General features: G+C 71.5%; 22 protein-coding genes. 6 read left to right on the top strand and 16 right to left on the bottom strand.

What is annotated here, in order from left to right:
• Nucleotides 1-12: 12 nt before the first annotated feature.
• Nucleotides 13-1,305, top strand: coding sequence for an FIST signal transduction protein (locus SOM08_RS19545; RefSeq protein WP_116959658.1), 1,293 nt, complete (start codon nt 13-15; stop codon nt 1,303-1,305).
• A 4-nt stretch (nt 1,306-1,309) separates the two neighbouring features.
• Here the strand turns inward: SOM08_RS19545 and SOM08_RS19540 are convergent, their stop codons facing one another.
• Nucleotides 1,310-1,960, bottom strand: coding sequence for a ProQ/FINO family protein (locus SOM08_RS19540; protein ID WP_116959659.1), 651 nt, complete (start codon nt 1,958-1,960; stop codon nt 1,310-1,312).
• Between the two features lie 53 nt (nt 1,961-2,013).
• Nucleotides 2,014-2,745: a helix-turn-helix domain-containing protein gene (locus tag SOM08_RS19535; RefSeq protein WP_116959660.1), complete on the bottom strand. Its 732-nt coding sequence runs from the start codon at nt 2,743-2,745 to the stop codon at nt 2,014-2,016.
• Between the two features lie 135 nt (nt 2,746-2,880).
• Here SOM08_RS19535 and SOM08_RS19530 point away from each other — a divergent pair, with 135 nt between their 5' ends.
• Nucleotides 2,881-4,830, top strand: coding sequence for an MFS transporter (locus tag SOM08_RS19530; protein WP_322469553.1), 1,950 nt, complete (start codon nt 2,881-2,883; stop codon nt 4,828-4,830).
• A gap of 3 nt (nt 4,831-4,833) precedes the next feature.
• On the opposite strand, the gene SOM08_RS19525 is transcribed toward SOM08_RS19530, so the two are convergent.
• A complete protein-coding gene (locus tag SOM08_RS19525) occupies nt 4,834-7,185 on the bottom strand; it encodes a PAS domain S-box protein (protein ID WP_322469552.1) in 2,352 nt (783 codons plus the stop codon).
• Nucleotides 7,182-9,512: a PAS domain S-box protein gene (locus SOM08_RS19520; RefSeq protein ID WP_322469551.1), complete on the bottom strand. Its 2,331-nt coding sequence runs from the start codon at nt 9,510-9,512 to the stop codon at nt 7,182-7,184. Before SOM08_RS19520 ends, SOM08_RS19525 begins: the two co-directional genes overlap by 4 nt.
• 116 nt (nt 9,513-9,628) lie before the next feature.
• Here SOM08_RS19520 and SOM08_RS19515 point away from each other — a divergent pair, with 116 nt between their 5' ends.
• On the top strand, nt 9,629-10,408 hold the full coding sequence (locus SOM08_RS19515; protein ID WP_322469550.1) for a hypothetical protein: 780 nt from the start codon (nt 9,629-9,631) through the stop codon (nt 10,406-10,408).
• Between the two features lie 80 nt (nt 10,409-10,488).
• Here SOM08_RS19515 and SOM08_RS19510 read toward each other — a convergent pair whose 3' ends face one another.
• From SOM08_RS19510 to ssb, 3 genes are all read right to left on the bottom strand, one after another.
• Nucleotides 10,489-10,848: a hypothetical protein gene (locus SOM08_RS19510; RefSeq protein ID WP_116959664.1), complete on the bottom strand. Its 360-nt coding sequence runs from the start codon at nt 10,846-10,848 to the stop codon at nt 10,489-10,491.
• A gap of 251 nt (nt 10,849-11,099) precedes the next feature.
• Nucleotides 11,100-11,705, bottom strand: a complete 606-nt coding sequence (locus tag SOM08_RS19505; RefSeq protein WP_239478182.1) for a LuxR C-terminal-related transcriptional regulator — start codon at nt 11,703-11,705, stop codon at nt 11,100-11,102.
• Nucleotides 11,706-11,926: 221 nt separating this feature from the next.
• Nucleotides 11,927-12,424, bottom strand: coding sequence for a single-stranded DNA-binding protein (gene ssb / locus SOM08_RS19500; RefSeq protein WP_322469549.1), 498 nt, complete (start codon nt 12,422-12,424; stop codon nt 11,927-11,929).
• Between the two features lie 116 nt (nt 12,425-12,540).
• Here ssb and SOM08_RS19495 point away from each other — a divergent pair, with 116 nt between their 5' ends.
• The gene (locus tag SOM08_RS19495) at nt 12,541-14,010 is read left to right on the top strand and encodes a chloride channel protein (protein WP_116959666.1); all 1,470 of its coding nucleotides are present in this window, start codon (nt 12,541-12,543) and stop codon (nt 14,008-14,010) included.
• Here SOM08_RS19495 and SOM08_RS19490 read toward each other — a convergent pair whose 3' ends face one another.
• From SOM08_RS19490 to SOM08_RS19465, 6 genes are all read right to left on the bottom strand, one after another.
• Entirely contained in the window at nt 14,011-15,180 is a 1,170-nt protein-coding gene (locus tag SOM08_RS19490) for an MFS transporter (RefSeq protein ID WP_116959667.1), read from the bottom strand.
• Nucleotides 15,181-15,335: 155 nt separating this feature from the next.
• Complete coding sequence (locus tag SOM08_RS19485; RefSeq protein ID WP_322469548.1) at nt 15,336-16,703, bottom strand: CoA-binding protein; 1,368 nt, start codon at nt 16,701-16,703, stop codon at nt 15,336-15,338.
• On the bottom strand, nt 16,684-17,772 hold the full coding sequence (locus tag SOM08_RS19480) for an NAD(P)H-dependent flavin oxidoreductase (RefSeq protein WP_245980994.1): 1,089 nt from the start codon (nt 17,770-17,772) through the stop codon (nt 16,684-16,686). The genes SOM08_RS19485 and SOM08_RS19480 overlap by 20 nt, the downstream gene beginning before the upstream one ends.
• Nucleotides 17,772-18,752, bottom strand: a complete 981-nt coding sequence (locus tag SOM08_RS19475) for a tripartite tricarboxylate transporter substrate binding protein (protein WP_116959670.1) — start codon at nt 18,750-18,752, stop codon at nt 17,772-17,774. Before SOM08_RS19475 ends, SOM08_RS19480 begins: the two co-directional genes overlap by 1 nt.
• 24 nt (nt 18,753-18,776) lie before the next feature.
• Nucleotides 18,777-19,940 (bottom strand): acyl-CoA dehydrogenase family protein, encoded by a 1,164-nt coding sequence (locus SOM08_RS19470; protein ID WP_322469547.1) that lies wholly within the window; start codon nt 19,938-19,940, stop codon nt 18,777-18,779.
• A 12-nt stretch (nt 19,941-19,952) separates the two neighbouring features.
• Nucleotides 19,953-20,798 (bottom strand): IclR family transcriptional regulator, encoded by an 846-nt coding sequence (locus SOM08_RS19465; protein ID WP_416186973.1) that lies wholly within the window; start codon nt 20,796-20,798, stop codon nt 19,953-19,955.
• A 181-nt stretch (nt 20,799-20,979) separates the two neighbouring features.
• Between SOM08_RS19465 and SOM08_RS19460 the strand changes: the two genes are divergently transcribed.
• On the top strand, nt 20,980-22,137 hold the full coding sequence (locus SOM08_RS19460; protein ID WP_245981018.1) for a CaiB/BaiF CoA transferase family protein: 1,158 nt from the start codon (nt 20,980-20,982) through the stop codon (nt 22,135-22,137).
• A 40-nt stretch (nt 22,138-22,177) separates the two neighbouring features.
• Here the strand turns inward: SOM08_RS19460 and SOM08_RS19455 are convergent, their stop codons facing one another.
• Genes SOM08_RS19455 through SOM08_RS19445 form a run of 3 tightly spaced genes read right to left on the bottom strand, consistent with a single transcriptional unit; the run spans nt 22,178 to nt 24,941 of the window.
• A complete protein-coding gene (locus SOM08_RS19455; protein WP_116959673.1) occupies nt 22,178-22,663 on the bottom strand; it encodes a MaoC/PaaZ C-terminal domain-containing protein in 486 nt (161 codons plus the stop codon).
• Nucleotides 22,664-22,668: 5 nt separating this feature from the next.
• The gene (locus SOM08_RS19450) at nt 22,669-23,691 is read right to left on the bottom strand and encodes a YhdH/YhfP family quinone oxidoreductase (RefSeq protein WP_181936505.1); all 1,023 of its coding nucleotides are present in this window, start codon (nt 23,689-23,691) and stop codon (nt 22,669-22,671) included.
• Between the two features lie 29 nt (nt 23,692-23,720).
• The gene (locus SOM08_RS19445) at nt 23,721-24,941 is read right to left on the bottom strand and encodes an acyl-CoA dehydrogenase family protein (protein ID WP_322469546.1); all 1,221 of its coding nucleotides are present in this window, start codon (nt 24,939-24,941) and stop codon (nt 23,721-23,723) included.
• 186 nt (nt 24,942-25,127) lie between these two features.
• Between SOM08_RS19445 and SOM08_RS19440 the strand changes: the two genes are divergently transcribed.
• Nucleotides 25,128-26,246, top strand: coding sequence for a CaiB/BaiF CoA transferase family protein (locus SOM08_RS19440; protein ID WP_116959675.1), 1,119 nt, complete (start codon nt 25,128-25,130; stop codon nt 26,244-26,246).
• Nucleotides 26,247-26,277 lie beyond the last annotated feature (31 nt).

Below are 26,277 nucleotides of genomic sequence, written 5' to 3'. Positions count from 1 at the left end.
CTCGAACTCCGCATGAAACGTTTCCCCCAGGCGCACGCCACCCACCCGCAATGGCGCATGGCCGCTGCCATGGTGGTGGCGCAGCTGCGCGCGCAGATGGCCCTGCCCGACCACGCCAGCCAGCCCTCGCTGGGCCTGCTCTACATCACCGACCACTACGCTGGCGAGGCCGAGGCCCTGCTGGAGTGGATGAGCGCCGAGCTGCCCGAGGTGACCGACTGGGCCGGCACCGTGGGCGTGGGTGTCTCGGCCAGCAACGTGGAGTACTTCGACGAGCCGGCCCTGTCGGTGATGCTGTGCGACCTCAGCCCCGACCAGTACCGTGTGTTCAGTGGCGTGGCCCCGCTGTCGGCCAGCGGACGCGCGGACGGCGGCGAGGGCTTCGTCGCCCACACGGCGCTGGTGCACGCGGACGCCGGCACGCCCGAGGTGGGGGAGCTGATCGCCGAAATGGCCGAGCGCACCGGCAGCGGCTACCTGTTTGGCGGCCTGGCGGGCAGCCGCGGTCCCACCCTGCAGTTCGCGCTGGGCAGCGCGGGCACCCTCAGCGGCCACGGCGCGGCCAGCGGTGTGTTCCACGGTGGGCTCAGCGGCGTGGCCTTCGGGCGCGGTGTGGGCATCGTCTCGCGCGTCACGCAGGGCGCGCAGCCGATCGCGGCGACCCATGTGGTCACCGAATCCGACGGTCACCTGGTGGTCCGCCTGGACGGCGAGCCCGCCCTGGACGTGCTGCTGCGCGAACTGGAGATCTCGCTCGATCACCCCGAGCACGCCATGCGGCGGCTGCGCCACACCCTGGTGGGCGTGACCCGTCCTGGCCCAGACGGCGCCCCGCTCGCGCCGAGCGAGGCCTCGCACCGGCGCGGCGCCTTCGGGCACGAGGTGATCGTGCGCCACATCATCGGCCTGGACCCGGTGCGCCGGGGCGTGGCCATCGCCGAGCTGGCGCCCGAGGGCTCGCGGCTGGCCTTCTGCGAGCGCCATGTGCAGGCGGCGCGCGCCGACCTCATGCGCGTGTGCGCCGAGGTGCGCGAGGAGCTGGAGCCGGAGGAACTGCTGTTCGGCGCGGGCGCGGCCGAGGTGGAGGCCGCGCCGCGGCCGGCGCGCTCCATCGCGGGCGCGGTGTACGTGAGCTGCGCGGGCCGCGGCGGGCCGCACTTCGGCGGGCCGAGCGCCGAGCTGCAGATCGTGCGCCACGCGCTGGGCGACGTGCCGCTGGTGGGTTTCTTCGCCGGTGGCGAGATCGCGCACCACCGGCTCTACGGTTACACCGGCGTGCTGACGGTCTTCGTGCGCGAGGGCTGAGCCGTCAGCGGCGCTGGCGCGCGCGCTCCAGGGCGCGCTGCGCGTCGTCCGGCGTCATGCCATAGCCGTCGGCGAAGGCCGCCACGCTCAGGCCGCTCGATTCGAACGCCCGCAGCAGCGCGGCCTCGCGCGCGATGCGCGCGCTGGCTTCGTCCAGCGCGGCCTCGGTGGCTGCGTTGATCGCCTCGTCGCGCCCGCGCACCAGCGTGGCATAGGCCTCGCGGCCCAGACCGCTGGCCTCGAAGGCGCGCGCGATGCGCTGGCGCAGCTGCGGCGCCAGGTCCTCGGGGCTGCGCGACTGGCGGCGGCGGTACACCTCCACGATGGCGTGGTGGCGCTGCTCGGGGGCGACCACCTCCACCGCCTGGCCCTGCAGGTCGCGGCGCGGCTGGCCCGAGCCCACGGCGTTGAGGTAGCGCGTGCTGCGCGTGTGCAGGCCCAGGGCGGCCTTCAGGGCCTCGGCTTCCAGCGCGTCGCCGTGCGCGGCGATCAGGTCTTCGAAGATGCCGCGCTTGAGCGGGCGCGGCTCGTCGCCGAACAGGGCGGGGTGCCACTCGGCCAGCTGCGCCAGCAGCGGGTGGCGCGGCGCGGACGGGGCCTTGGGCGTCTTGGGGCCCTGGCGCGGGCGCCGGGGCGGGGGTCGGGTCTCGTTCATGCAGGGGTCGGTTCGACAGGCAAGCCCGCGATCATGCCAGCGCTGCGGCCGGTTCAGCGGCGCAGGTGGGTGAAGGCCTCGAATTCCCAGCTGCGCATGGCCAGCACCAGGGTGTAGCCCTCGCGGTCCTTCTCGGCCAGTTTCTGGTCGGTCTGGTGCTGCTGCGCGAAGTCCTGCGCCACGCGCTGCAGGCGCTCCAGGAACAGCGGCGCCAGCGTGCGGCTCACCGAGCCGTGCACCAGCATCAGGCCCTCGCCGGGGCCGTCGAAGCCGCCCGCGAAGTAGTCGAGCAAGGCGTGTTCGCGGAAGAAGTTCATCACCGCGCCGTGCGGCCGCCAGCGGAAGGTCTTGGCGAGCTTGAGGCGGTAGCGGTTGAGCGGACGCAGCTCGATGATGCCGATGCGGTCGAGCTGGGCCAGGAACTTCACGCAGTCGGCTTCGCTGAGCCGGTAGGTGCCGGTGATCTGCTCCACCGTCCATTGGCTCAGCACGCAGATGGCCACCAGCAGCAGCTTTTTGTCGGCCACCACGGCCCGCTCCTGCGCGGGCGTGAGCTCGGTCACCAGCGGCTGCGCGTCCGCCACGCGGCGCGCGAGCTCGGCGAAGTCGAGCTTGAGCGCGCGGCAGATGGCGTCGATGCGCGAGAGCGACATGTCGCCCTTGGCCAGCATGCGCTTGACGCTGGACTCGGCCATGCCCATGGCGCGCGCCAGGTCGGCGTAGGTCATGTGCGCGGATTTGAGTTCCCGCTTCAGGGCGGTGACGAGGTCGGCGGTGGTGCTCATGGGCGTTGAGAGTATCGAAATCCGGTACCGTGCATGATGCCAGCCGATCCCGTATCGAAATCCGCCCGGTGGGTGGTGTGGGCGGGCAGAATCCGCCGCGCGCCTTTCCGGCGCCCACCCAGAGGAGCAGACGCCATGACCACCGCCACGCTGTCCCCGGACACCGGCGCCGCGCCCGGGGCCCCGGGCCACAACCAGTTCGCCCTGCTCAAGCAGCGCCGCTTCGCGCCCTTCTTCTGGACGCAGTTCCTCGGCGCCGCGAACGACAACCTCTTCAAGTTCGCCTTCACGGTGCTGGTCACCTACCAGCTGCAGATCGGCTGGCTGCCCGCCAGCCTGGCGGGCCTGGTGATCGGCGCGCTCTTCATCCTGCCCTTCCTGCTGTTCTCGGCCACCAGCGGCCAGCTCGCCGACAAGCTGGACAAGCGCTCGCTCATGGTCTTCGTCAAGCGGCTGGAGATCGGCATCATGGCGCTGGCCGCCTGGGGCTTCTTCGGCCAGCACATCGCCGTGCTGCTGGCCTGCACCTTCCTCATGGGCCTGCATTCCACCCTGTTCGGGCCGGTGAAGTTCGCCTACCTGCCGCAGCACCTGAGCGAGCGCGAGCTCACCGGTGGCAACGGCATGGTGGAGATGGGCACCTTCGTCGCCATCCTGCTGGGCAACGTGGCGGGCGGCCTGATCATCGCCGTGCCCGAGATCGGCGCGCACCATGTGGGCTTCGCCTGTGTGGGCCTGGCGCTGCTGGGGCGCTTCGCCTCGCACCACGTGCCGCCCACGCCGGCCACCGACCCGGCGCTGGTCATCAACTGGAACCCGGTGAGCGAGACCTGGCGCAACCTCAAGCTGGCCCAGGGCAACACGGTGGTGTTCCGCTCGGTGCTGGGCATCAGCTGGATGTGGTTCTTCGGCGCCGTCTTCCTCAGCCTGTTCCCCGCCTTCGCGCGCGACGTGCTGCACGGCAACGAGCAGGTGGCCTCGCTGCTGCTGGTGGTGTTCTCGGTCGGCATTGGCGTCGGCTCGCTGCTGTGCGAGGCGCTGTCGCGCCGGCACGTGGAGATCGGCCTGGTGCCACTGGGTGCCATCGGCATGAGCGTGTTCGCCATCGACCTGTACTTCGCCACGCGCGGCCTGCCGTCGGCCGAGGTGATGGCGCTGGGGGCCTTCCTGTCGCAGCCGGCGCACGCGCGCGTGCTGATCGACCTGGCGCTGCTGAGCCTGTTCGCCGGCCTGTACAGCGTGCCCATGTACGCGCTGATCCAGATGCGCTGCCGGCCCACGCACCGCGCGCGCATCATCGCCGCCAACAATATCCTCAACGCGCTGTTCATGATCGCCAGCGCGCTGGTGGCCGGCGCGCTGCTGCAGATGGGGTTCACCATCCCGCAGATGTTCCTGGTGGTGGGTCTGGCGAACGCGGCGGTGGCGTTCTACATCTTCATGCTGGTGCCCGAGTACCTGCTGCGTTTCGTGGCCTGGGTGGCCTCGCGCCTGGTCTACCGCTTCCGGGTGAGCGGCGACGAGAGCATCCCCACCGACGGCGCGGCGGTGCTGGTGTGCAACCACGTGAGCTTCGTCGACGCGGTGCTGATCATGGCCGCGAGCCCGCGCCCGATCCGCTTCCTCATGGACCACCGCATCTTCCGCCAGCCGCTGCTGGGCGGGCTGTTCCGCCTGGCCAAGGCGATCCCCGTCGCGCCGCAGAGCGAAGACCCTGGCGCCTACGACGCCGCGTTCGAACGCGCCGCCCAGGCGCTGCGCGAGGGCGAACTGGTGGCCATCTTCCCCGAAGGCGGCATCACGCGCGACGGCCAGCTGCAGGCTTTCCGGGGCGGCGTGATCAAGATCCTGGAGCGCGCCCGCGCGGATGGCCTGGAGGTGCCCGTGATCCCCATGGGCCTGACCAACCTGTGGGGGTCCTTCTTCAGCCGCATCGAAGAGCGCCGGGGCGAACGCGTGGCCATGGTGAGGCCCTTGCGCCGTGGCCTGTTCAACCGGGTGGGCCTGAACGTGGGCGCGCCACTGGCCGCGCCGGGCCTCACGCCCGACGGGCTGCGCGAGCGGGTGGCGGCGCTGCTCGTCTGAGGTTCAGGCCTCCAGCGCGGCGAGCAGGGCGTCGGGCTCGACGGGTTTGTGCAGGAGTGGGAAGCCGAGTTCGGAGGCTTCCTGTATGCGCTGTGGGGAGGTGTCGCCGGTGAGGATGTAGGTGGGCACGGGAGCGGGCAGGCAGGCGTGCACGGCGGCGATGGCCTGCACGGCGGTCATGTTGCCGCCGAGGCGGTAGTCGGAGAGCAGCAGGTCGATCTCGTGGGCGTGAGCGATGGCCAGCACGACGGCCTCGTCGGCGGAGCTGGCGCACCAGACCTGGTGGCCCCAGACCTGCAGCAGCTGCTGCATGCCCATGAGGACCTGTTCCTCGTCGTCGATGACGAGCACGCGGCGCGCGCCCGGGGCTGGCGCGGCGGTGGACCGCTCGCTGCGCTGGGCGGGTTCGGTGGGGGAGGGCGCGTGGGCGTGGGCGTGGGGGTGTGTGTGCGTATGCGCGTGCGTGGGTGAGTGCGTGGGTGTGAGCGAGGGTGTGTTCGTGTGCGCGGGTGCGCGTGGCACGCTGATGCAAAAGAGCGAGCCGCGCCCGGGGGTGGAGCACACGCGCAGCGGCGCGTCGATCAGGCGGGCCGATCGCTTGACGATGGACAGGCCCAGCCCGAGGCCATGGGACTGGCTGCGCCGCGAGTGGGCGGCGTCGATTTGGTAGAACTCCTCGAAGATGGCCTCCAGTTGCTCGGGGGCGATGCCGATGCCCTGGTCCCAGACCTGAATCTCCAGGCGATCGCCGCGCGATCGGGCGCCCAGCAGGATGCGCCCGCGCGGGGAGTAGCGGATGGCGTTGGCCATGAGGTTGGAGAGGATGCGGCGCAACACGGTGGCGTCGGTGCGCACCCAGGCCGAGGAGCTGGCGACGTGCAGGCGCAGGCCCTTCTCGTGGGCGAGGTCGGCGAACTCCTGGTCGAGTTCGGCGAAGAGCTGGGCCAGGGGCAGGGCGGCGAGCTCGACCTGCACGGCGTTGGCGTCGAGGCGGGAGACGTCGAGCAGCATGTTGAGCAGCTGGCCCAGGCCGTCCAGGGAGGACTGCATGCGCCGGCAGATCTGGGCGAGCTCGGTGCTGGGCACGCAGGTGGACTGGGCCATGGCGCGCAGGGCGGTGAGGAACAGGCCCAGGGCGTGGATGGGCTGGCGCAGGTCGTGGCTGGCGGCGGCCAGGAAGACGGACTTGGCGCGGTCGGCGGCCTCGGCGCGGTCCTTCTGCGAGCGCAGGTCCTCGATGAGGGTGTGGATGCGCGCCTGCGCCTGGCGCCGGTCGCGGATGTCGCGGATGACCACCGCGCGCAAGCGCTGCGACTGGCGCCAGACCGAGCGGCCGATGAACTCCACCGGACGCGACTCGCCGCGCGGGTTGATCAGCGAGGCCTCGGTGGTGCTGTCCTCGGTCCCGAGCAGCACCGCCGCGGTGCCGAACCGGTCCACCGGGTGCACGCGATCAAGCAGCGAGGTGCCGAGCAGTTCGCGCCGGTCGGCCCCCAGCAGCGTGCACGCGGAGGGGTTGACGTCGGTGATGGTGCCCCGCTCGTGGAAAACCAGGCCTTCGGCGTTGGCGTTGAGGAATTTCTGCAGGCGTTCCTCCGACTCGCGCAGCGCGCCCTCGGCCTCGTGCTGCTGCGTGATGTCGCGGGTCAGCGAGCCCGAGCCGATGGGGTGATGCTGCTCGTTGCGGATCGCCGCGAGGGTGATGTTGACCCATTGCCGCGACCCGTCGCTGCGCTCGAGGTACCGCGTGAACGACACGGGGGTTTCGGGCTCGCCCGAGGTCAGGAGCACGCGGTCCTGGAACGGGGCGTTGAGCGTGTTGGCGGTGCCGATCACTTCGGAAATGTGCCGGCCGATCATGCGCTGGGGGTCGAGCCGGTATTGCCGGACGTACCGCCGGTTGGCGTAGCGCAGCAGTTGGTCCCTGTCGTAGAACGCGATCATCACCGGCACGGCGTCGCCGAAGGCGCGCAGGAAACCCGATTCCTCGCGCGCTTCGACGCAGCGGTCGAGGTGGCTGGCGAGATCGGACAGGATGCAGAGCCAGGCGCCGTGCTCGGGCAGCCAGCGCGCGCTCAGGCGCAGCCGCGCGGTCTGGCGGGGCCCGCCGCGCGGGGTGGCCCGCGACAGGTCCTGTTCGAAGGGGGCTGTGGCGCGCAGGCGCTCGCGCAACAGGCGCCGATGGGGCTCTTGCAGGTCCTGCGCCCAGTCTTCCTGCGGCGCCAGGGGCCCCAGCCAGGCCTGCAGGGCGGCGCTGGCGTGCCGCACCGTGCCGTCGGCCGCCAGCACCAGCACCGGGCCCGGCAGCAGAGTCCACGGGGCCTCGGGTGAACGAGATGGCAGGGCGGTGATCACGTCGGGCTTCTGAGGGCGGCGAGCAGGGCGTCGGGCTCGACGGGTTTGTGCAGGAGTGGGAAGCCGAGTTCGGAGGCTTCCTGTATGCGCTGTGGGGAGGTGTCGCCGGTGAGGATGTAGGTGGGCACGGGAGCGGGCAGGCAGGCGTGCACGGCGGCGATGGCCTGCACGGCGGTCATGTTGCCGCCGAGGCGGTAGTCGGAGAGCAGCAGGTCGATCTCGTGGGCGTGAGCGATGGCCAGCACGACGGCCTCGTCGGCGGAGCTGGCGCACCAGACCTGGTGGCCCCAGACCTGCAGCAGCTGCTGCATGCCCATGAGGACCTGTTCCTCGTCGTCGATGACGAGCACGCGGCGCGCGCCCGGGGCTGGCGCGGCGGTGGACCGCTCGCTGCGCTGGGCGGGTTCGGTGGGGGAGGGCGCGTGGGCGTGGGCGTGGGGGTGTGTGTGCGTATGCGCGTGCGTGGGTGAGTGCGTGGGTGTGAGCGAGGGTGTGTTCGTGTGCGCGGGTGCGCGTGGCACGCTGATGCAAAAGAGCGAGCCGCGCCCGGGGGTGGAGCACACGCGCAGCGGCGCGTCGATCAGGCGGGCCGATCGCTTGACGATGGACAGGCCCAGCCCGAGGCCATGGGACTGGCTGCGCCGCGAGTGGGCGGCGTCGATTTGGTAGAACTCCTCGAAGATGGCCTCCAGTTGCTCGGGGGCGATGCCGATGCCCTGGTCCCAGACCTGAATCTCCAGGCGATCGCCGCGCGATCGGGCGCCCAGCAGGATGCGCCCGCGCGGGGAGTAGCGGATGGCGTTGGCCATGAGGTTGGAGAGGATGCGGCGCAACACGGTGGCGTCGGTGCGCACCCAGGCCGAGGAGCTGGCGACGTGCAGGCGCAGGCCCTTCTCGTGGGCGAGGTCGGCGAACTCCTGGTCGAGTTCGGCGAAGAGCTGGGCCAGGGGCAGGGCGGCGAGCTCGACCTGCACGGCGTTGGCGTCGAGGCGGGAGACGTCGAGCAGCATGTTGAGCAGCTGGCCCAGGCCGTCCAGGGAGGACTGCATGCGCCGGCAGATCTGGGCGAGCTCGGTGCTGGGCACGCAGGTGGACTGGGCCATGGCGCGCAGGGCGGTGAGGAACAGGCCCAGGGCGTGGATGGGCTGGCGCAGGTCGTGGCTGGCGGCGGCCAGGAAGACGGACTTGGCGCGGTCGGCGGCCTCGGCGCGGTCCTTCTGCGAGCGCAGGTCCTCGATGAGGGTGTGGATGCGCGCCTGCGCCTGGCGCCGGTCGCGGATGTCGCGGATGACCGTCATGCGCAGCCGCTCGCCCTTGATTTCCATGGTGCGGCCGATCAGCTCGACCGGGATCGTCTCGCCGTTTGCGTGGTGGATCTCCGACTCGAAGTAGGCGTCCGCCCCGCTGCCGATGGCCACGCGCGAGCGGTCCCGGTGGCGCCTTGGGGTCATCGACACCACCGTGCGCCCGACGAGTTCGGCGTGAGGGTGGCCCGAGAGCTGGCAGGCGGCCGGGTTGGCGTCGGTGATGGTGCCGTCGCGGTGGAACAGCACCCCCTCCGCGCTGACCTCGAGAAAGCGCGACAAGCGTTCGCGCGAGGCGCGCAGGGCCCTCTCGGCGCGGTGGCGTTCGGTCACGTCGGTCATCAGCACGAAGGTGCCGCGCAGCCGGCCATCGGGCCAGCGGTCGGCGCAGAGGGAGACCTCGAGGACCTCTTCATCGTCCGCGCGGCGGCGCCGGTGCAGGAAGGTCAGGTCCTGGCCACTGCGGGCGTACGACCTGCCCGCCCTGCGCAGCCGAAGGCGTTCGTCGGGCGTGAGCAGATCGGCCACGGTGCGGCCCAGGATCGAGGTGTCGTCGTGACCCATCGCGCGCGCGAACCGGTTGTTGGCGAACAGGCAGCGCACCTTGGGCGGGGCGCTGAAGTACGCCAGCTGCATGGGCAGCTGCTCGAACAGCCGGCGGATCCAGCCGGTGAGCGCGTCGTGCGCCTGCCGCTCCACTTCCTGGTCCGTGACGTCGACCAGGTAGCAGCCGTGCGCGCGCTGCACCGGGTCCCACCATCCCGCGCAGCGGTAGTGGGCGACGCCCTGTGCGGGGCGCCACAAGCGCAGGGGGAGGGTGAAGTCGCGCGCGCGTGACAGGGCCTGCAGCAGGTGCAGCCGGCTGTCGTGATCGAGGCCGTTGCGCCAGTCACCGCCCCAAGGCGCTTCTTGCATGCACGATTGCCAGTCGGGCGACGCCGCCAGCACCTCGCCCACCGCCGACAGCAGCGCGCCGATGCCGGGCACCAACGCCCAGCTGGCGGCGGCGCTGTCGGGTGGCATGGGGGTGGCAACAGGCGGCAAGGTGCTGAAGCCGGTCAATATAGTTCCCGCGCATTATTGAATCGGGTCGCTCGCGCGCCAAGACTCAAGGGGTCTGATCTGCAAGGAGGATGAGCGTGCACGCAGCCGGTTCCACCCCGCGTTTTCCCCCACCGTCCGGCACGCCACCGCGGGTGGCCGTCTCGCCAGGCGCGCTGCCGGTCGGCGCCGTCCTGAACCACGTGGCCCGCCTGGCCGCCGATGCGGCCGACGCACGCCAGCGCACGATCGCGGCGGTCGATGCCTGCGCCCGCTTGATCGCGGCGCGACAGCGCCTGACCCTCGCGCTCGACGGTCAGCAACGCATCGAGCAACTCATGCAATTGGCCGATGGACGCGAGCGGGCGCGCCGCCTGCGACCGGATGAGCGCGAGGCCCTCCAACCGCACCTCGAGGCGGTGTGGGCCCGGGCGGCCCAGGCCTTGGGCGAGTGGCGCGACGCGGGCCACCACTTCACCGGCGTGACCCATCTGTTGCCCACTCAGCTGTCGCACGCCGTGGCACAGGCGCCCGCATTGACCCCGCTCGCTGGGCAGGTGCTCATGCAGGCCCAGGTGCGCGAGGCGGGGGGCGGCCCTTCCGACGAGGTCGACGTGGCCTCGTGTCGGTACATGGCCGCGCACCGGCGCTGCCAAGAGGCCGAGGCACGGGCCCGCGCCGCGCGCGTGGCGCGGGGCCAGGCCGAGTCCGGTTGGCGCATGGGTCGAGGCAGCCTGTCGGGCGTGGCCGGCGCCTGCCTGGCCGAAATGGCGAGCATGGACGCCTGGCTCGCGGCCGAGGCGCGGCGGGCCGCCGCGCGTGGCGCCTTGTGCGCGCTGACGGGCGGCCTGATGTGGCAGCTGCCGCTCGAGCGCTGAGGAAAAAGTGGGGAGGGGCATAAAAAAAGCCGTTCACGCCCGAAGGCATGAACGGCTCGGTGCATGGGCCGCCGGCCGATTCAATGCACCGCGGTGGCAAACCCTTCAACCGTCGCGGGCGTGCGGAACCACAGGCCCGCGAAACCGCTGTAGCGCGTCAGGTTGCTGAGCCGGATGCGCTTGTCGACCTTCTTCTCGAAGTACGGCAGGCGGTTCAGCATCTGGATCACGTTCGGCTCCCAGCGCAGCACCTTGATGAAGGCGGCGTAGATCTCCACGCCTGCGGGGCTGAAGCCCACGGGCCGCACGCTGACGCGCACGACCTCGGCTGTCAGCCCCAGGACCTGGAAGCACTCGTTGATGAGGGTCTCGTAGTCGGCGGCGATGGTGGTGGGCATGATTTCCGAGTCAATGTCCGAGTCCATCGGTTCGTCGTTCATTCGGGTCGTGCTCCGGATGCCGAGTCGCTGCATCACGCCGTTGGCCAGTGCTTGTCTCATGGTTCCACCTCGTTGGTGAGTGAGCGTTCGTGCGTTTGTCGGGGGGTGGCTGCACGCGCGTTCAACATGGACTTCAGTATCCGGACGCGGGGCGTCGGTCTCAATAATGCGCGAGCACTATTTTGATTTTTCGCTCGTTCACACGGGTCCCGGCGACCCGGTTGTCCCTCTGAAAACGCGGGCGCGGATGCTCAGAGATTGGAGCCGACGTCGGGGGCTTCCATGAGCCCCGACTGCATCGCGTAGGCCGCGATCTCCGCGCCGTTGTGCAGGCCCAGCTTGAGCATCACGTTCTGCCGGTGCTTGCGCGCCGTGAGCACGCTGATGTGCAGCGCGTCGGCGATTTCCTGGTTGGTGCCGCCGCGCGCGATCATGCGCACGATCTGCTGCTCGCGCTGCGTGAGGGTCTGCGGCAGGCCCTGGGCGTTGGGCCGCTTGTTGGCGGAGCTGTCCAGGCCCTTGGCCACCTGCGGGCTGATGTAGCGCCGACCCTCCATGACGGCGCGGATCGCGTCGAGCAGTTCGGCGCCCTGTTCGTGCTTCAGCACGAAGCCGTTGACCCCGGCTCCGAAGGCATTGGCCACCGATCCCGGGTAGACGTTGCCCGTGACGACCAGGATGCGCAGGTTGGGGGCCACGCGCCGCACGCGTCGCGCCACCTCGACGCCCGAGCTGTCCGACAAGGCCAGGTCGAGCAGCAGCAGGTCGGGCTTGTGGAACTGCACCAGCAGCTCGACATCGCTGCCCTTGGCCGTTTCGGCCACCAGATCAAAGTCGCCAGCGGACTGCAGCAGCATGCCGATGCCTTGGCGAACGAGTGCGTGGTCTTCAGCAACAACAACCCGGACCATGAGAACCTCTTGAGATGAACGGTTAAAACCCCGCCGAGAATAATCAATTGGTCAACAGATTTCAGATATTTTTACTTCATAAGAATCAATTTTTTCGAGCCGTCGGGGCCGTGCGGCCAAAAAAAACCCACCGTTGCGGTGGGTCAGATTACGCGGTTTGCGCGAATTCAGAAAGGGATGTCGTCGTCCATGTCGTCGAAGCCCGTGGGCTGGCGCACCGGTGCGGGGGCGGGGCGCGGCGACGGGGCCGGGCGGCTGGTGGGCGCCGCCGCTCGGGGCGCGGCGGCGGCGCGCGGCGGGGCGCCGCCGTCGTCGCCACCGCCCATGCCTTCACGGCCGCCGAGCAACTGCATCTCGGTCGCGATGATGTCCACGGTGTTGCGCTCGACGCCGCCCTGGTCGGTGTACTTGCCGTACTTCAGGCGCCCTTCGACGTACAGCGGGCGGCCCTTCTTGACGTACTCGCCCGCGATTTCGGCGAGGCGGTCGTAGAAGGTCACGCGGTGCCACTGCGTCTCTTCCACGGTCTCGCCGGTGTTGCGGTCCTTGCGGCGGCTGGAGGTGGCGATGCTCACGTTGGCCACGGCCTGGCCGGAGGGCAGGTAGCGGATCTCGGCGTCGCGGCCGCAGTTGCCCACGAGGATGACTTTGTTGACGGATGCCATGGGAATTCCTTGCGTGTCGGTTGGGGCCGCATGTGGCACGCGGCCGGCCGGAGGATTGTGCCGCATGCACCCGGGCACGCCGGTGTGATTTGCCGCGAAGGGAATAATCGGTCTTCATGAGACAGCGCGAGCCCGACTTCTTCCAGAACCTGCAGGATGAATTTTCCGATTTGAGGGCCTGGGTCGACCGCAGCGTGGTGCTCGCCTATGCCGTGGTCGCCGGGCTGTTCGTGGTGGCCTTCACCTGGCTCAGCGAGGCGGCCTTCGAGCTGTTCAAGCACCTGCACGGGCGCGCGCCGTGGGCCGTGCTGGTGTGGACGCCCTGCCTCACGGCCCTGATCGTGTGGTGCACGCGCCGCTTCGCGCCGGGCGCGGGCGGGTCGGGCATCCCGCAGGTCATGGCGGCCCTGGACCCCGGCATCACGCCCGGCATGCGCGCGGGCCTGGTGTCGCTGAGGCTGACCTTCGCCAAGATCGTGCTGGGTGTCGCGGGGCTGCTGGCGGGCCTGTCGGCGGGGCGGGAAGGGCCTTCGGTGCAGGTGGCCGCCGGGGTCATGCACGATGCGCGCCGGTGGCTGCGTCCCGGGTCGGCGATGGGAGAGCACGCCTTGCTGGTGGCTGGCGGCGCCGCCGGCATGGCCGCGGCATTCAACGCGCCGCTGGCCGGCGTCGTCTTCGCGATCGAAGAGCTGTCGAAGAAGATGGAGTCGCGCAACAACGGGCTCATCATCGCCGCCATCGTGGTGGCGGGTCTGGTGGCGATCTCGGTGTTCGGCAACCTCACCTACTTCGGCTCGATCGAGGTGCCGCGCCTGAGCTGGCAGGCCTTCTGGCCGGGCCTGCTGGTGGCGCTGGTGTGCGGCGTGCTCGGCGGCCTGTTCAGCCGCTTGCTGGCAGCGTCGCTGCAAGGCCTGCCCGACCGCGTCAGCGCCTACCGACGGCGCTATCCGGTGCGATTCGCCGCGGTGGCCGGCATGGGGGTGGCGGTGATCGGCCTCGTCACCGGCGGCGCCACGTTCGGCGCGGGCGCGGAACAGGTTCGACTCATGCTCGCCGGCGAGGCCGAGACCTCACCCTTGTACGTGCTGCTCAAGCTGGTCGCCACCTGGCTGACCTCGTGGAGCGGCGTGCCCGGCGGCATCTTCGCGCCCTCCCTGTCGATCGGCGGCGGCATCGGCCACGACATCGCCATGCTGCTGGGCGGCGACAACGCCCGCCTGCTGGCACCCAGCCTGATCGCGCTCGGCATGGCGGGCTTTCTGGCCGCCACCACGCAGGCCCCGCTCACGTCCTTCATCATCGTGATGGAGATGATCAACGGCCGCTCCATGGTGCTGAGCCTGATGGCGTCGGCCATGCTCGCCAGTCTGGTCGCGCGCCTGATCAGCCGGCCGCTGTACTCCGCGCTGGCCGGGATGATGGTGCGCAAGCTGCGCCCGCGCGCGGCGCCCGCCGCGGTGCCGGACTCGGATCTGTCCAGCGAGCCGGCCACGCAGCCGAACCCCGACGCGCAGCGGCCAGGCGGTGCCCCGCCCGACGGGGAGCCCCCCAGCGAGCCCGGCCCCTTGCCCGAGCCGCCGCGCTGATCAGCGCGCGGCCGCGCTGGGGCGCATCCCCCAGGCGATCAGCAGCCAGAGGGCGAGGACCGCGGCGCTGGCGCCAAAAACGCCCGGCGCGCCCCAGGCGCGCGACACCAGGCCCCCCAGCGAGCCGCCGACAAAGATGCCGAGCGACATCAGCGTGTTGAAGACCCCCAGCGCGGTGCCTCGCTGATGGGGCGCGGCCAGCCGGGAGGCCAGGCTGGGTTGGCTGGCCTCCTGGGTGTTGAAGCCCACGAAGTACAGGCACAGCAGCACCCCCAGCAGCGGCAGGCTGGGCTGGTGGAATTGCGCGAGAAACCCCAGCTGCACCAGCCCGAGCAAGGCGATGGTGCCGAGGTAGACGGCGCGGAAATGGCCGCGCCGCTCCAGTCGGAACAGGAAGCCGCCCACGATCAGCAGCGAGACCACCAGCGCCGGCAGATAGGCCTGCCAATGCCGCGCCGGGTCCAGCCCGGCCTGCACCAGCAGGGCCGGCACGGACAGCCAGGTCATGATCTGCGCCGCGTGCAGCGCGAACACCCCGGCATTCACGCGCAGCAGGTCGCGTTGGCCCAGGACCTCGCGCAGGCTGGCGCGCGGCGCGTGCGCCTGCCGGGCCGGCTCGGGCGGCACCACCCAGGCCACCACCGCCATGGCCGCCAGGCTCAGCGCCAGCGTCATCAGGAACAGGCCCGACAGGCCGACATGCGGCACCAGCGCCGGCGCGGCCACCAGGGACAGCGCGAACATCAGCGCGATGCTGATGCCCACCAGGGCCATGGCCTTGGTGCGCACGGTGTCGCGCGTGAGGTCGGCCAGCAGGGCGGTGACGGCCGCCGAAATGGCGCCCGCGCCTTGCAGCGCGCGGGCCGCCAGCAGCCACTGCACCGACGGCGCCCAGGCCGCGAGCGCGCTGCCGGCGGCAAAGACCGCCAGCCCCAGCAGGATCACCGGCTTGCGGCCGAAGCGGTCCGAGGCCATGCCCAGCGGCACCTGAAGGAAGGCCTGGGTGAGGCCGTACATGCCCATGGCCAGGCCGATCAGGGCCGGGTCGTCGCCGCCGGGGTAGCGCCGCGCTTCCAGTGCGAACACCGGCAGCACGATGAACAGGCCCAGCATGCGCAGGGCGTAGATGGCGGCCAGCGCCGCGCTCGCGCGGCGTTCGCCGGACGTCATGCGGTGCTGATCGACAGGCGGGGCGGAAGGGGAGGGGGCGGTGCGCGAAGCGGTCAAGGCGGACAGGGGGGTCGACAGGCCAACCCTGCATTGTCCGTGATCGGCGCTGGCGGGCCGGCGGCGGGCCGGATTCGGCCCCGCGCGCCGGCGCCGGTTCAGGCCGCCGCCGCTTCCACGGCCCGGGCGGGTTCGTCGAACACCTCACAGCCCTGCGCGCGCAGCCAGGCCTGCTGATCGGCGCCGAGGATGCCGCTGAGGACGAGCCGCGCCGCCGCCGGCTCGGCGCGCAGCCGCGCGATGCCTGCCTGCAGCAGCGGCCACACGCCCGGCGCCTGGGCCGCGGCCGCGAGGAACACGGCGAGCGCGCGGTACTGGCCGCAGGTGGCCGCGTCGTGCAGCGACCGCACCAGCACGGCCGGCTGCGCGAAGACCTGCCCCGTCACGTCGATCGGGTTCAGGGTGGACGCGAAGGGGATGGCCTGCTTCAGCCGCTGCGCCGCGGCGTCGGGCAGCGGCGGCAGGCGCAGGCCCAGCTCTTCGGCGCGGTCCGCCATCATGATGCCCACCCCGCCCGAGATGCTGAACAGGGCAATGGCCTGGCCGCTTGCGGGGGAGGCCGCCGGGCCGGGTCGGGCCGCGTCGCCGAACAGCTCGCCGATGCGCGAGACCTGGCGCGCGCCGCAGGCCTCGAACAGGTCCCGGTAGACCTCGGCATCGCCGGTGTCGCTGCCCGTGTGCAGCCGGGCGGCGCGGGCGCCGGCCGGCGTGTGGCCCACCTTGACCACCGTCACCGGCTTGCCCGCCGCGCGCGCGGCCAGCAGGGCCTCGCGCAGGCGGCCCAGGTCGCGCGCACCTTCCAGGTACACCAGGATGGCGCCGCAGCGCGGCTCGCGCACCAGCCAGTCGATCGCGTCGGCCACCTGCACACCGGCTTCGTTGCCGGTGGTGATCCAGTGGCCGATGTCCACGCCGGCCCGCCGCGCGAGCGTGTAGGCGTAGCCGCCGAAGGCGCCGCTCTGGCTGACCAGGGCCACGTTGCCGCCGGCGGGCGCGTCGGCCAGCACGACGGGCGAGAAGGTCGCGAACAGGCGCTCGTGGAAATTCATGGCCCCCAGGCAGTTGGGGCCCAGCAGGGCGATGCCCGCCTCGCGCGCCCGCTCGCCCAGGCGCTGCTGCAGGCGCGCCCCGTCCGCCGACACCTCGGCGAAGCCGGAGCTGAAGACGATCGCGGCGCGCGCGCCCGTGCGCACCAGCTGGTCCATGGCGTCGTCGCAGGCGGCGGCGGGCACCGCGACGAGGGCCAGGTCCACCGGCGCGCCGATCGCATCGAGCGAGGCGAAGGCGCGTTGGCCCTGGATCTGCGGGGCCGTGCGGTGCACCGGGTAGATCGCGCCCGTGTAGCCGTGCCGCAGCAGCAGCCGGATCGGCATGCCGCCGACCTTGTTGGACTCGGTGGAGGCGCCGATGACGGCGACGGAGCGCGGCGCCAGCAGCGCGCGCAGATCAGGCCGCGAGGCGCTCAAGGCGGCTCCAGGCCCGCTCCATGCCCTCCACCAGGCCGGCCATCTGCTCGGCCACCGTGGTCTCGCCCTGGATGGCGAACACGCTTTGGCCGGCGGCCTCGTAGATCAGGCGCGGATCGCCGTGCTCGTGCATGGAGGCGAACACGTCGCCGGTCAGCACCTGCTGCAGCGGCATGTCCAGCGGCCGCGGCGCGCCGGCTTGCTGCCAGGCGTCGATCCATTCGCTGCGCACCACGCGGCAGGGCTTGCCGCTGTGCGCGCGCGTGATCAGGGTGTCCTCGCTCGCGCTGTCCACGAGCCGCTGCAGCAGCGCCGCCGGCGTGTGGTTCTCGCGCGCCGCCATCCACAGCGTGCCCAGCCAGGCGCCCTGCGCGCCCATGGCGATGGTGCCCAGCACCTGCTCGCCGGTGCCGATACCGCCAGCGGCCAGCACCGGCCGGTCCTCGGCCACGGCGATGACCTGCGGCAGCAGCGACAGCGTGCCGACCGGGCCGGTGTGGCCGCCGGCGTCGTAGCCCTGAGCCACCAGCACCTCGACGCCCATCTCCATGGCCTTGCGCGCGTGGCGCACCGAACCCACCAGCGAGAAGGTGAGCTTGCCGCGCGCCTTGGCCCGTTCGATGAGATCGGCGCGCAGGCCGATGGCGGTGGCCACGCCGCGGCAGTTGGACGCCAGCACGGCCTCGATCTGTTCGTTGAACAGCGCCTCGGATCGCACCTGCGTGGTGAAGAAGCTGGGCTTCACCGGCGGCTTCACGTCGAAGCGTTCGCGCAGCCCCTGCACGAAGTCCCGGTGCTCGGCCGGCAGCGCCTCGCGCAGCTCGTCGATGCTGGCGGCCTGCGGCACGCGGCTGGGCAGCATGAGGTCGATGCCGTAGGGCATGTCGCCCATGCGCCGCTGCACCTCTTGCAGGATGTGCGGGATCTCGTGCGGCAGCTCGCGCGCCAGGCCGAGCACCGGGAAACCCCCGGCCTGGGCGATGGCCACCACGACGTCGACGGAGTGCGAGAAGCCGAAGATCGGGTGGCGAACGCCCAGGCGCTCGCAGATCGGGGTGCGCAGCGCCATCACTGGGGTTCGATGCCGGCTTGCTTGATGACGCGGCCCCAGCGGGTGAATTCGCTGCTCACGAGGGCGTCGAAGTCGGCGCCGCTCTGCGGCGCGAACTCCATGCCCATGCCCTCGAACTTGGCCTTCATGTCGGGCGTGGCCAGCACGGCCGCCACGTCGGCGGACAGCTTGCGCATGACGGGCTCGGGCACCTTGGCCGGGGCCACCAGGCCGAACCAGGTGCCAACGTCGTAGTTGGGCAGCTTGGCGGCCTCGGCCACGGTGGGCAGGTCGGGCGCGGCGCTGGCGTGTTTCGCGGTGGTCACCGCCAGGGCGCGCAGCTTGCCTGCCTTCACGTGCTGCATGGCCAGCGCCGCCGTCAGCGGCATCATGCTCACGCGGCCCGCGAGCAGGTCGTTCAGGGCGTCGGGCTGGCCCTTGTACGGCACATGCGTCAGCTTGATGCCGGCCTCCTGCGCGAGCAGCTCGCCGGCCAGGTGGTTGGAGGTGCCGATGCCGGCGGTGGCATAGGTCACCGGCGCGCTGCTCTTCTTGGCCAGGTCGATCAGTTCCGGCAAGGTGTTCGCCGCCACGCTCGGGTGCACCACGATGACGTTGGGCACCACCCCGATACCGGCCACGGAGCGGAAGTCGCGCACCGGGTTCCATGTGACGTTCTTCTGCAGGCTGGGGATCACGGCGTAGCCCGGGCTGACCAGCAGCAGGGTGTAGCCGTCCGGGTTCGACTTGGCCACGAAGTCGGTGCCGATGGAGCCGCCCGCGCCGGTCTTGTTCTCCACGATCACGGGCTGCGGGTAGCGCGCGGACAGCTTGTCCGCGATGGCGCGCGCGATCGAGTCCACGATGCCGCCCGCCGAGAAGGGCACGATGATGCGCACCGGCTTGTTGGGGAAGCTGTCCTGGGCGAAGGACGGCGCGGTGGCCAAGGCCAGTGCGCTGGCGGCGCTGGCCAGCAGGGTGCGGCGGCTGAGGGTCATGTTTGTCTCCTGGTTGTGGTGGGGTCAATCGGTCGCGGCCATGGCCATGGTCCGCTTGGCAATATTGGTCAGGTGTATCTGGCTCGTGCCTTCGTACAGCCGGAACAGGCGCACGTCGCGGTAGAAGCGCTCCGCCACGTTGTCGTTGATGTAGCCCTGGCCGCCGAACACCTGCACGGCCCGGTCGGCGACGCGCCCGCACATCTCGCTGGCGAACAGCTTGCACATCGAGGCTTCCATGGTCACGTCGAGGCCGTCGTCGCGTTTGCGCGCGGTCTCCAGCAGCAGGGCGCGCGCGGCGTGTACCTCGGTGTTGCTCTGCGCGATCATTTGCTGCACCAGCTGGAACTCGGCGATGGCCTGGCCGAACTGGCGGCGGCTGGCCGCGCGCGCGACCATCTCGTCGACCAGGCGGATGGCCGGGCCGATGCACAGGCCCGCCAGGTTGATGCGCTGCTTGTTCAGGGCGCGCATCGCGGTGCGGAAACCCTGCCCTTCCATCTCGGGGCCGCCGACGATGGCGCTGGCCGGCACGCGCACCCGCTCCAGCACCACCTCACCCACGGGCGAGCCGTGCTGGCCCATCTTGCGGTAGGCCTCGGGCGTCGACAGGCCCGGCGCGCCGCGCTCGACCAGGAAGGCGGTGATGCCGCGGGCGCCCTTGCCCTGCGGGTCGGTGCGCGCGAACACGGTGAACAGGTTGGCCAGGGGCGCGTTGGTGATGAAGCACTTGCGCCCCGAGATCAGGTAGTCGCCGCCATCGCGAACGGCCACGGTCTTCTGCGCGGTCGCGTCCGATCCCGCCTCGGGTTCGGTGAGCGCGAAGCAGCCGGTCAGTTGCCCGCTGGCCAGCCGCGGCAGGTACTGGCGCCGCTGTTCTTCGGTGCCGTCCACCACCAGCGACTCCGAGGCGATGCCGGTGTTGCCGCCGAAGCGGGCGCGAAAGGCGGTTGCGCACTGCGAGACCTCGATGTTGACCAGCGACAGCTCCTCGCTCGTGAGGCCGGCGCCGCCATAGGCTTCGGGGATGCTGTGGCCGAACAGCCCGAGGGCGCGCATGCGCTCCACCAGCGGCTCGGGGATGCGGTCCTCGCGGTCGACGTCCGCTTCGGCAGGGATGCACTCGTCGCGCACGAAGCGACGGACTTCGGCGAGCAGCGTCGAAAAGGCGTCGGGGTCTCGGATCATGGGGTCGGGTTCTCAGTTGGTGGCGCGAACGCCGTAGGCGAGCTCGATCTGGCGCACCGCTTCCAGCAGCAGGGGAGCCACCTCGCGCGAGAGCTTGTCCTTGGGCAGGCTGTAGCCGATGAGCGTGCAGTTCATGGCCACCGGCTGCTCGCGGGCGGGCAGGCGGATGGGCGCGGCGATGGCATGGACGTCCTTGCGCCAGTCGCCGCGCGAGTGGCAGAAGCCGTGGGCGGCGAACAGCTTCTGGTCGGCCTCCCAGGCCGCGCGGTGCTTGTCGTACATCTCGCGGTCGTGCACCTTGAGGTAGTTCAGGATCGCCGTCTGCTCCGGCTTGGGCAGGCTCTGGATGAGCGCGCGGCCCATGGCCGAGGCCAGCAGCGGGCGGGTGCTGCCGATGTCCGGCCAGTGGTAGTTGGCCTTGTCGGCGCGCACGGCATCCAGGTACACGACGTCGGCGCGGTCGCGCATGCCGAGGTTCACCGAACAGCCGGTCGCGCGCGCCAGCTGCTCCATGAAGGGCCGCGCCACCTGGCGCACCTGGGCGCCGGCGAGCACGGGATGGCTCAGGGACAAGACACCGCTGCCCAGGCGGTACTTCTGCAGCGCGGGATCGCGCGTGAGGTAGCCCAGCAGCGTGAGCGTGTAGGTGAGCCGCGAGACCGTGGGTTTGGGCAGGCCGGTGCGTTCGGCGATCTCGCGGTTGCCCAGCACCGGATCCGCCACCGTGAAGGCGCGCAGCACGTTGAGGCCACGCGCCAGGTTCATGGAGAACTGGCGGTCCTCCGCGAGGTCGTGGGGATCGACGAGGCCGGGGAGGGTGATCGAGGTCATGCGGCGTTTCGCTTGCTTGGTGGCCATGATGGGTACTTCGAAAGACGGGGTAAACGGCTGTTTCGCTGTGCGAAACATCGATTGTGGGCAGCGAAAGGCTCTGGCACAACGGCGTGGCGCGGCCGACCGCGGCCGCAGACTCAAGGACCTCACCGTGACCCCGACCCCCAGCTCAGCAGGCGCCCTCGCGGGCGTGCGCATCCTCGACATGGCCACCGTGCTGGCGGCCCCCATGGGGGCGACCCTGTGCGCCGACCATGGCGCCGAGGTCGTGAAGCTGGAACTGCCCGATGGCAGCGACGCCCTGCGCGGCCTGCAGCCGGTGCAGGACGGCGTGCCGCTGTGGTGGAAAGTGGCCAACCGCGGCAAGCGCGGCATCACGCTGGACGTGCGCCAGGCGCGCGGGCGCGAGCTGTTCCTGTCCCTGCTCCCGCGCTTCGACGTGCTGGTGGAGAACTTCCGCAGCGGCACGCTGGACCGCTGGGGCCTGGACATCGCCACCTTGCACGCGGCCAACCCGCGCCTGGTGGTGGTGCGGCTCACCGGCTTCGGCCAGACCGGGCCGTACAAGGCGCGGCCCGGCTACGCGCGCATCTTCGAGGCCATGAGCGGCTTCACCAACCTGACCGGCGAGGCCGGCGGGCCGCCGCTGCACAGCAACTTCCCGGTCGGCGATGCCGTGGCGGGCCTGTTCTGCGCCTTCTCCATCGCGTCGGAGATGGTGCGCCTGCGCGGTGACCCGAACGCCAAGGGCGTGGAAGTGGACCTGGCGGCCACGGAGGCGCTGTTCCGGCTGCTCGATTGCCTGCCGGTGGAGCACGAGCGGCTGGGCCAGGTGCGCCGGCCCGAGGGCAACCGCGCCAGCTACACGGCGCCGTCCAACATGTACCGCAGCCGTGACGGCCAGTTCTTCTCGCTCGTGGCCTCGTCGAACGCGATCTTCGCGCGCCTGTGCGAGGCCATCGGCGAGCCCGAGCTGGCCAGCGACCCGCGCTTCAACACCAACCCGGCGCGTGTGCAGAACCTGGTGGCGCTGGACCAGCGCCTGAGCGAGTGGTTTGCCCGCCACGACTACGCCGAGCTCGCCAGCCGCCTCGAACAGGCGGGCCTGCCCTTCAGCAAGGCTTACACCATCGAGGACATCGAACAGGACCCGCACTTCATCGCGCGCGGCGCCATCGTGCGCCTGCCGGACCCGGACTTCGGCAGCCTGCCCGCGCCCTGCGTGGTACCGCGCGTGGTGGGACGTGAGATGAACGTGCCGCGCACCGGGCCGTCGGTGGGTGAGCACAACGCCGAGGTGTACGGCGCGCTGGGGATTGGCGCCGAGGAGCTGGAGCGGCTGCGGGCGCAGGGCGTGATCTGAGGCGCCCTCCGGGGGCGCGGTGGCGCACCGCGCCCGTTCTTCAGCTGGCCGGTGCGCGCTCCGGGTCGCGGAGGTACATGCACTGCACCTCCATGGTGTGCACGGCGGTGCCGTGCTGGTTCACGATCTCGCGCCGAAAGCCCACCACGCCGCGGTCGCCCTTGCTGGTGGGGTGGGTCTCGATCACTTCCATCACCAGGTGCACGGTGTCGCCGGCTTTCACCGGCGCGTGGATGCGCCACTTGTCGATGCCCAGCATGGCCACCAGCGTGCCGTCGTTCAGGCCCGACTGGCAGAGCAGCCCGGTGGACACCGCGAAGACCAGCGGGCCGTGGGCGATGGGCTCGCCATAGGGCTGCGTGCGACAGAACTCGTGGTCCATGTGCGGGGCGTTGAAGTCGCCCGAGACACCGGCGAAGTTGACGATGTCGGCCTGCGTGATGGTGCGCCGCGCGGTCTGGAAACGGTCGCCAAGCGCGAACTCGTCGAAGTACCTGCCGCGCGGGCGGGTGGTGGGGGTGCTCATGGGGATCAGGCTCCTTCGAAACGCAGCAGGGCGCGGCCCGAGTTGCGGCCCGCCAGCTGCGCCTCGCTGAAAGACAGCAGCTCGTCCAGGCCGATGAAGCCGAGCTGCGGGGTCAGGCGGTCGAAGTCGGGTTTCCAGTCGCCGCCCAGGCGCGCCCACAGGCGGTGGCGCTGCTCCCAGGGCGCGTTGGCCACGATGCCCACGAGCTTGACGGCCCGCATGATGAAGGGCAGCACGCTGCCGTCGAAGCTGTTGCTGGCGGCGTTGCCCACGCAGGCCACGCAGCCCTGGTCCTGGGTGGAGCGCAGCAGCCAGGCCAGCAGGGGGCCGCCGACGTTGTCGATGGCCGCCGCGAACTGCGCCTTCTCCAGCGCGCGCGGGGGCGCGGCCAGGATCTGGCCCGCGTCGAGCACCTCGCTGGCGCCGGCGGCGCGCAGCGCCTCGGCCTGTTCCATGCGGCGCGTGATCGCGACCGCCCGGTGGCCCGTGCGCGCCAGGATGCCCAGCGCGCTCAGGGCCACGGCGCCGCCCGCGCCGGTGATCGCCACGGGCCCCGAGTCCGGCCGCAGGCCCTCCATCTGGAAGCGCTCCAGCGCCATGGCCGCGGTGAAGGCCGGCACGCCGAGCGCGGCGCACTCCAGGGCCGTCAGGCCGGCGGGCAGGGCCTGCACGTGGGCCGCGGGCACGCGCACGATCTCCGAGAAGCCGCCGTCGAAGGCGATGCCGGTCTGGAAACCGTGCACCAGCACCGTCTGGCCCGGGGCGAACGCGGCGGCGTCCGAGCGCAGGACGTCGCCCACCAGCTCGATGCCGGCCACGCGGGGGAAGCCGCTGATGATCTTGGCCTTGCCGTGCAGCGACAGGCAGTCCTTGAAGTTCACGCCCGCGTAGCGGTTGCGAATGACCACCTCGCCGGGGCTGAGATCGTCCAGCGTGAGTTCTTCCAGGCGGCTCTCGGCGCGGCCGTCCACCATATGGGTGCGAACGGCGCGAAAGCGCGGGGGGATGGCGGTGTGGGCGCTGGGCATCGTTGATTGACCTCTCGTCTTGGCTTTGATCAGTAGTCCACCAGGGAGCCTTCGTGCAGGCAGGGGTTGCGTTCGGCGCCGCGCGCGCGGCGCACCCAGTCCCGCCCGATCACGGTCTTGTGCACCTCGCTGGAGCCTTCGCCGATCTGGTTGAGCTTGGCGTCGCGGAAGAAGCGCTCCAGGGGGAAGTCCTGCAGGTAGCCGCGCCCGCCGGTGAGCTGCAGCGCGTCGGTGACGACTTTCATGCACAGGTCGGTGGCCTGCAGCTTGGCCATGGAGGCGTAGGTGGCGACGTCGGCGTCGCCGCGGTCGTACTTCTCGGCCACCAGGGACAGCAGCGCGCGCGAGGCCTCGATCTGCGTCGCCATGTCGGCCAGCATCCATTGCACGCCCTGGTGTTCGCCCAGGGTCTTGCCGAACACGCTGCGGTCGACGGCGTAGGCGGCGGCGATCTCCACCGCGCCGATCGCGCGGCCCAGGGCCATGGCGGCGTGGCCGATGCGCGCGCGCAGCAGGGCGTCCTGCGCCAGGCTGAAGCCCTCGCCCTCGGCGCCCAGGCGGTGCGAGGCCGGCACGGCCACCTGGGTCAAGCTGAGGGAGGCGATGGGCACGCCGTACCAGCCCAGCTTGCCCACGTCGGGGCTGATGGTGAAACCGGGCGCGTCGCGCGGCACCAGCGCGGCAAGAAAGGTCGAGGGCTCGTCCTCGGCGCAGCCCACGATGACGAACCAGTCGGCGGTGCTGGCGCGGGTGATGAACTTCTTGCGGCCGGTGATGCTGTAGCCGCCGGGCGTGCGCCGGAACACGGTCTTGAGGCCGCGCACGTCGGAGCCGGCCTCGGGTTCCGTCAGGCCGAAGGCGGCCTGCAGTTCGCCGGTGCACAGGCCGGGCACCAGCTGCTGCTTCAGGGCCTCGCTGGCGCCGGCCACGATGGCGCGCGTCGACAGGTCGGTGCCCGTGATGAGCGAGGCCGAGGTGCTGCACACGCGCCCCAGCTCTTCGATGATCCGGATGCGCAGCTGCTGTCGCGCGTCGCTGCCGCCATAGGCGCGCGGAAAGGCGGTGGCCACGATGCCCTCGCGGGCGAGCAGGCGGAAGTGGTCCCAGGCGAACACGTCCTGGCGGGCCACCTCGGCGGCCTGGGGGCCCAGGGTGTCGCGGCAGAGCCCGCGCACGCGCTGGACCATGGCCTGTTCGTCGCTGGTCAGTCGGTGCAGGAAGTGGTCGCCGAAGAGAGTCGGGTGGTTCATGGTGCGGGCCTTTGCGCGGCATCATGCGGCGCAGGGCAGGCCGAGTCGAGACGGTGTTTCGATGTGCGAAACGGCGCCTTGCGCCCGCGCCAGGGCGGTGGCCTGATGGGCGCTTCACACCGGCCGTGCCATGCCCCCGACCCCTTGCCTTCGACCGTTCGCCCACGCGCCTGGGGAGTGCCCGCCATGACGCGGCAAGGCCCGCTGGCCGGCCTGCGCGTGTTGGAGATCGAGGCGATCGGCCCGGTGCCGCTGGCCGCCATGCTGTTGTCCGACCTGGGCGCCGACGTGTTGCGGGTGGACCGGCCGGCGGCGCCCGAGCTCGGTGTGCCGCGCGACCCGCGCTTCGAGCTGAGCGCGCGCGGGCGCCGCTCCGTGGTCATCGATCTGAAGGAACCGGCCGGCGTCGAGCGCGCGCTGTGCCTCGCCGAGCGGGCCGACATCCTTCTGGAGGGCATGCGCCCCGGCGTGATGGAGCGCCTGGGCCTGGGGCCCGACGAATGCCTGGCGCGCAACCCGAGGCTGGTCTATGGCCGCATGACGGGCTGGGGCCAGCACGGTCCCTTGGCCGACACGGTGGGCCACGACATCAACTACATCGCCACCACCGGCGTGCTGCACGCCATCGGTCCGCGCGACGGGCCGCCGGCCGTGCCGCTCAACCTGGTGGGCGACTTTGGCGGCGGCGCCCTGGTGCTGGCCTTCGGCGTGCTGGCCGCGCTGCACGAAACGCGCGCCAGCGGCCAGGGCCAGGTGGTGGACGCCGCCATGGTCGATGGCTCGCTGGCCCTGCTGGCGCCCGTCATCGGCCGCTGGCAAAGCGGCGCCTGGCGCGATCAGCGCGAGGCGAACGCGCTCGATGGCGGCGCGCACTTCTACGGCTGCTACGCCACCTCGGACGGCCAGGCGGTGGCGGTGGGCGCCCTGGAGCCGCGCTTCTACGCGGCGCTGCTCAAGGGCCTGGGTCTGTCGCCGGACGCGCTGCCGCCGCAGCACGACCGCAGCGCCTGGCCCGCGATGCGCGCGCGCCTGGCGGCCCTGTTCGCCCAGCACCCGCGCGAGCACTGGGTGAAGGTGTTCGAAGGCACCGAGGCCTGCGTGTCGCCGGTGCTGTCGATCGCCGAGGCCACGCGCAACGCCCACCTGCGGGCACGCGGCAGCCTGCTCGAGCTCGACGGCGTGCTGCAGCCGGCGCCCGTGCCCCGCTTCTCGCGCACGCCCGGCGCCGTGGCGGGGCCGCCGGTGCCGCGGGGCGGTGGCGGGGAGGACGCGCTGGCCGACTGGGGCCTGGCCGCCCCGGGCTAGGCGGTCCGGGGCGCGAATGCGCTGCGGTTTA

This window comes from Hydrogenophaga sp. SNF1, from assembly GCF_034421675.1.
Classification (GTDB): domain Bacteria; phylum Pseudomonadota; class Gammaproteobacteria; order Burkholderiales; family Burkholderiaceae_C; genus Hydrogenophaga; species Hydrogenophaga borbori.
This window is presented reverse-complemented; position numbering and strand designations above follow the sequence as displayed.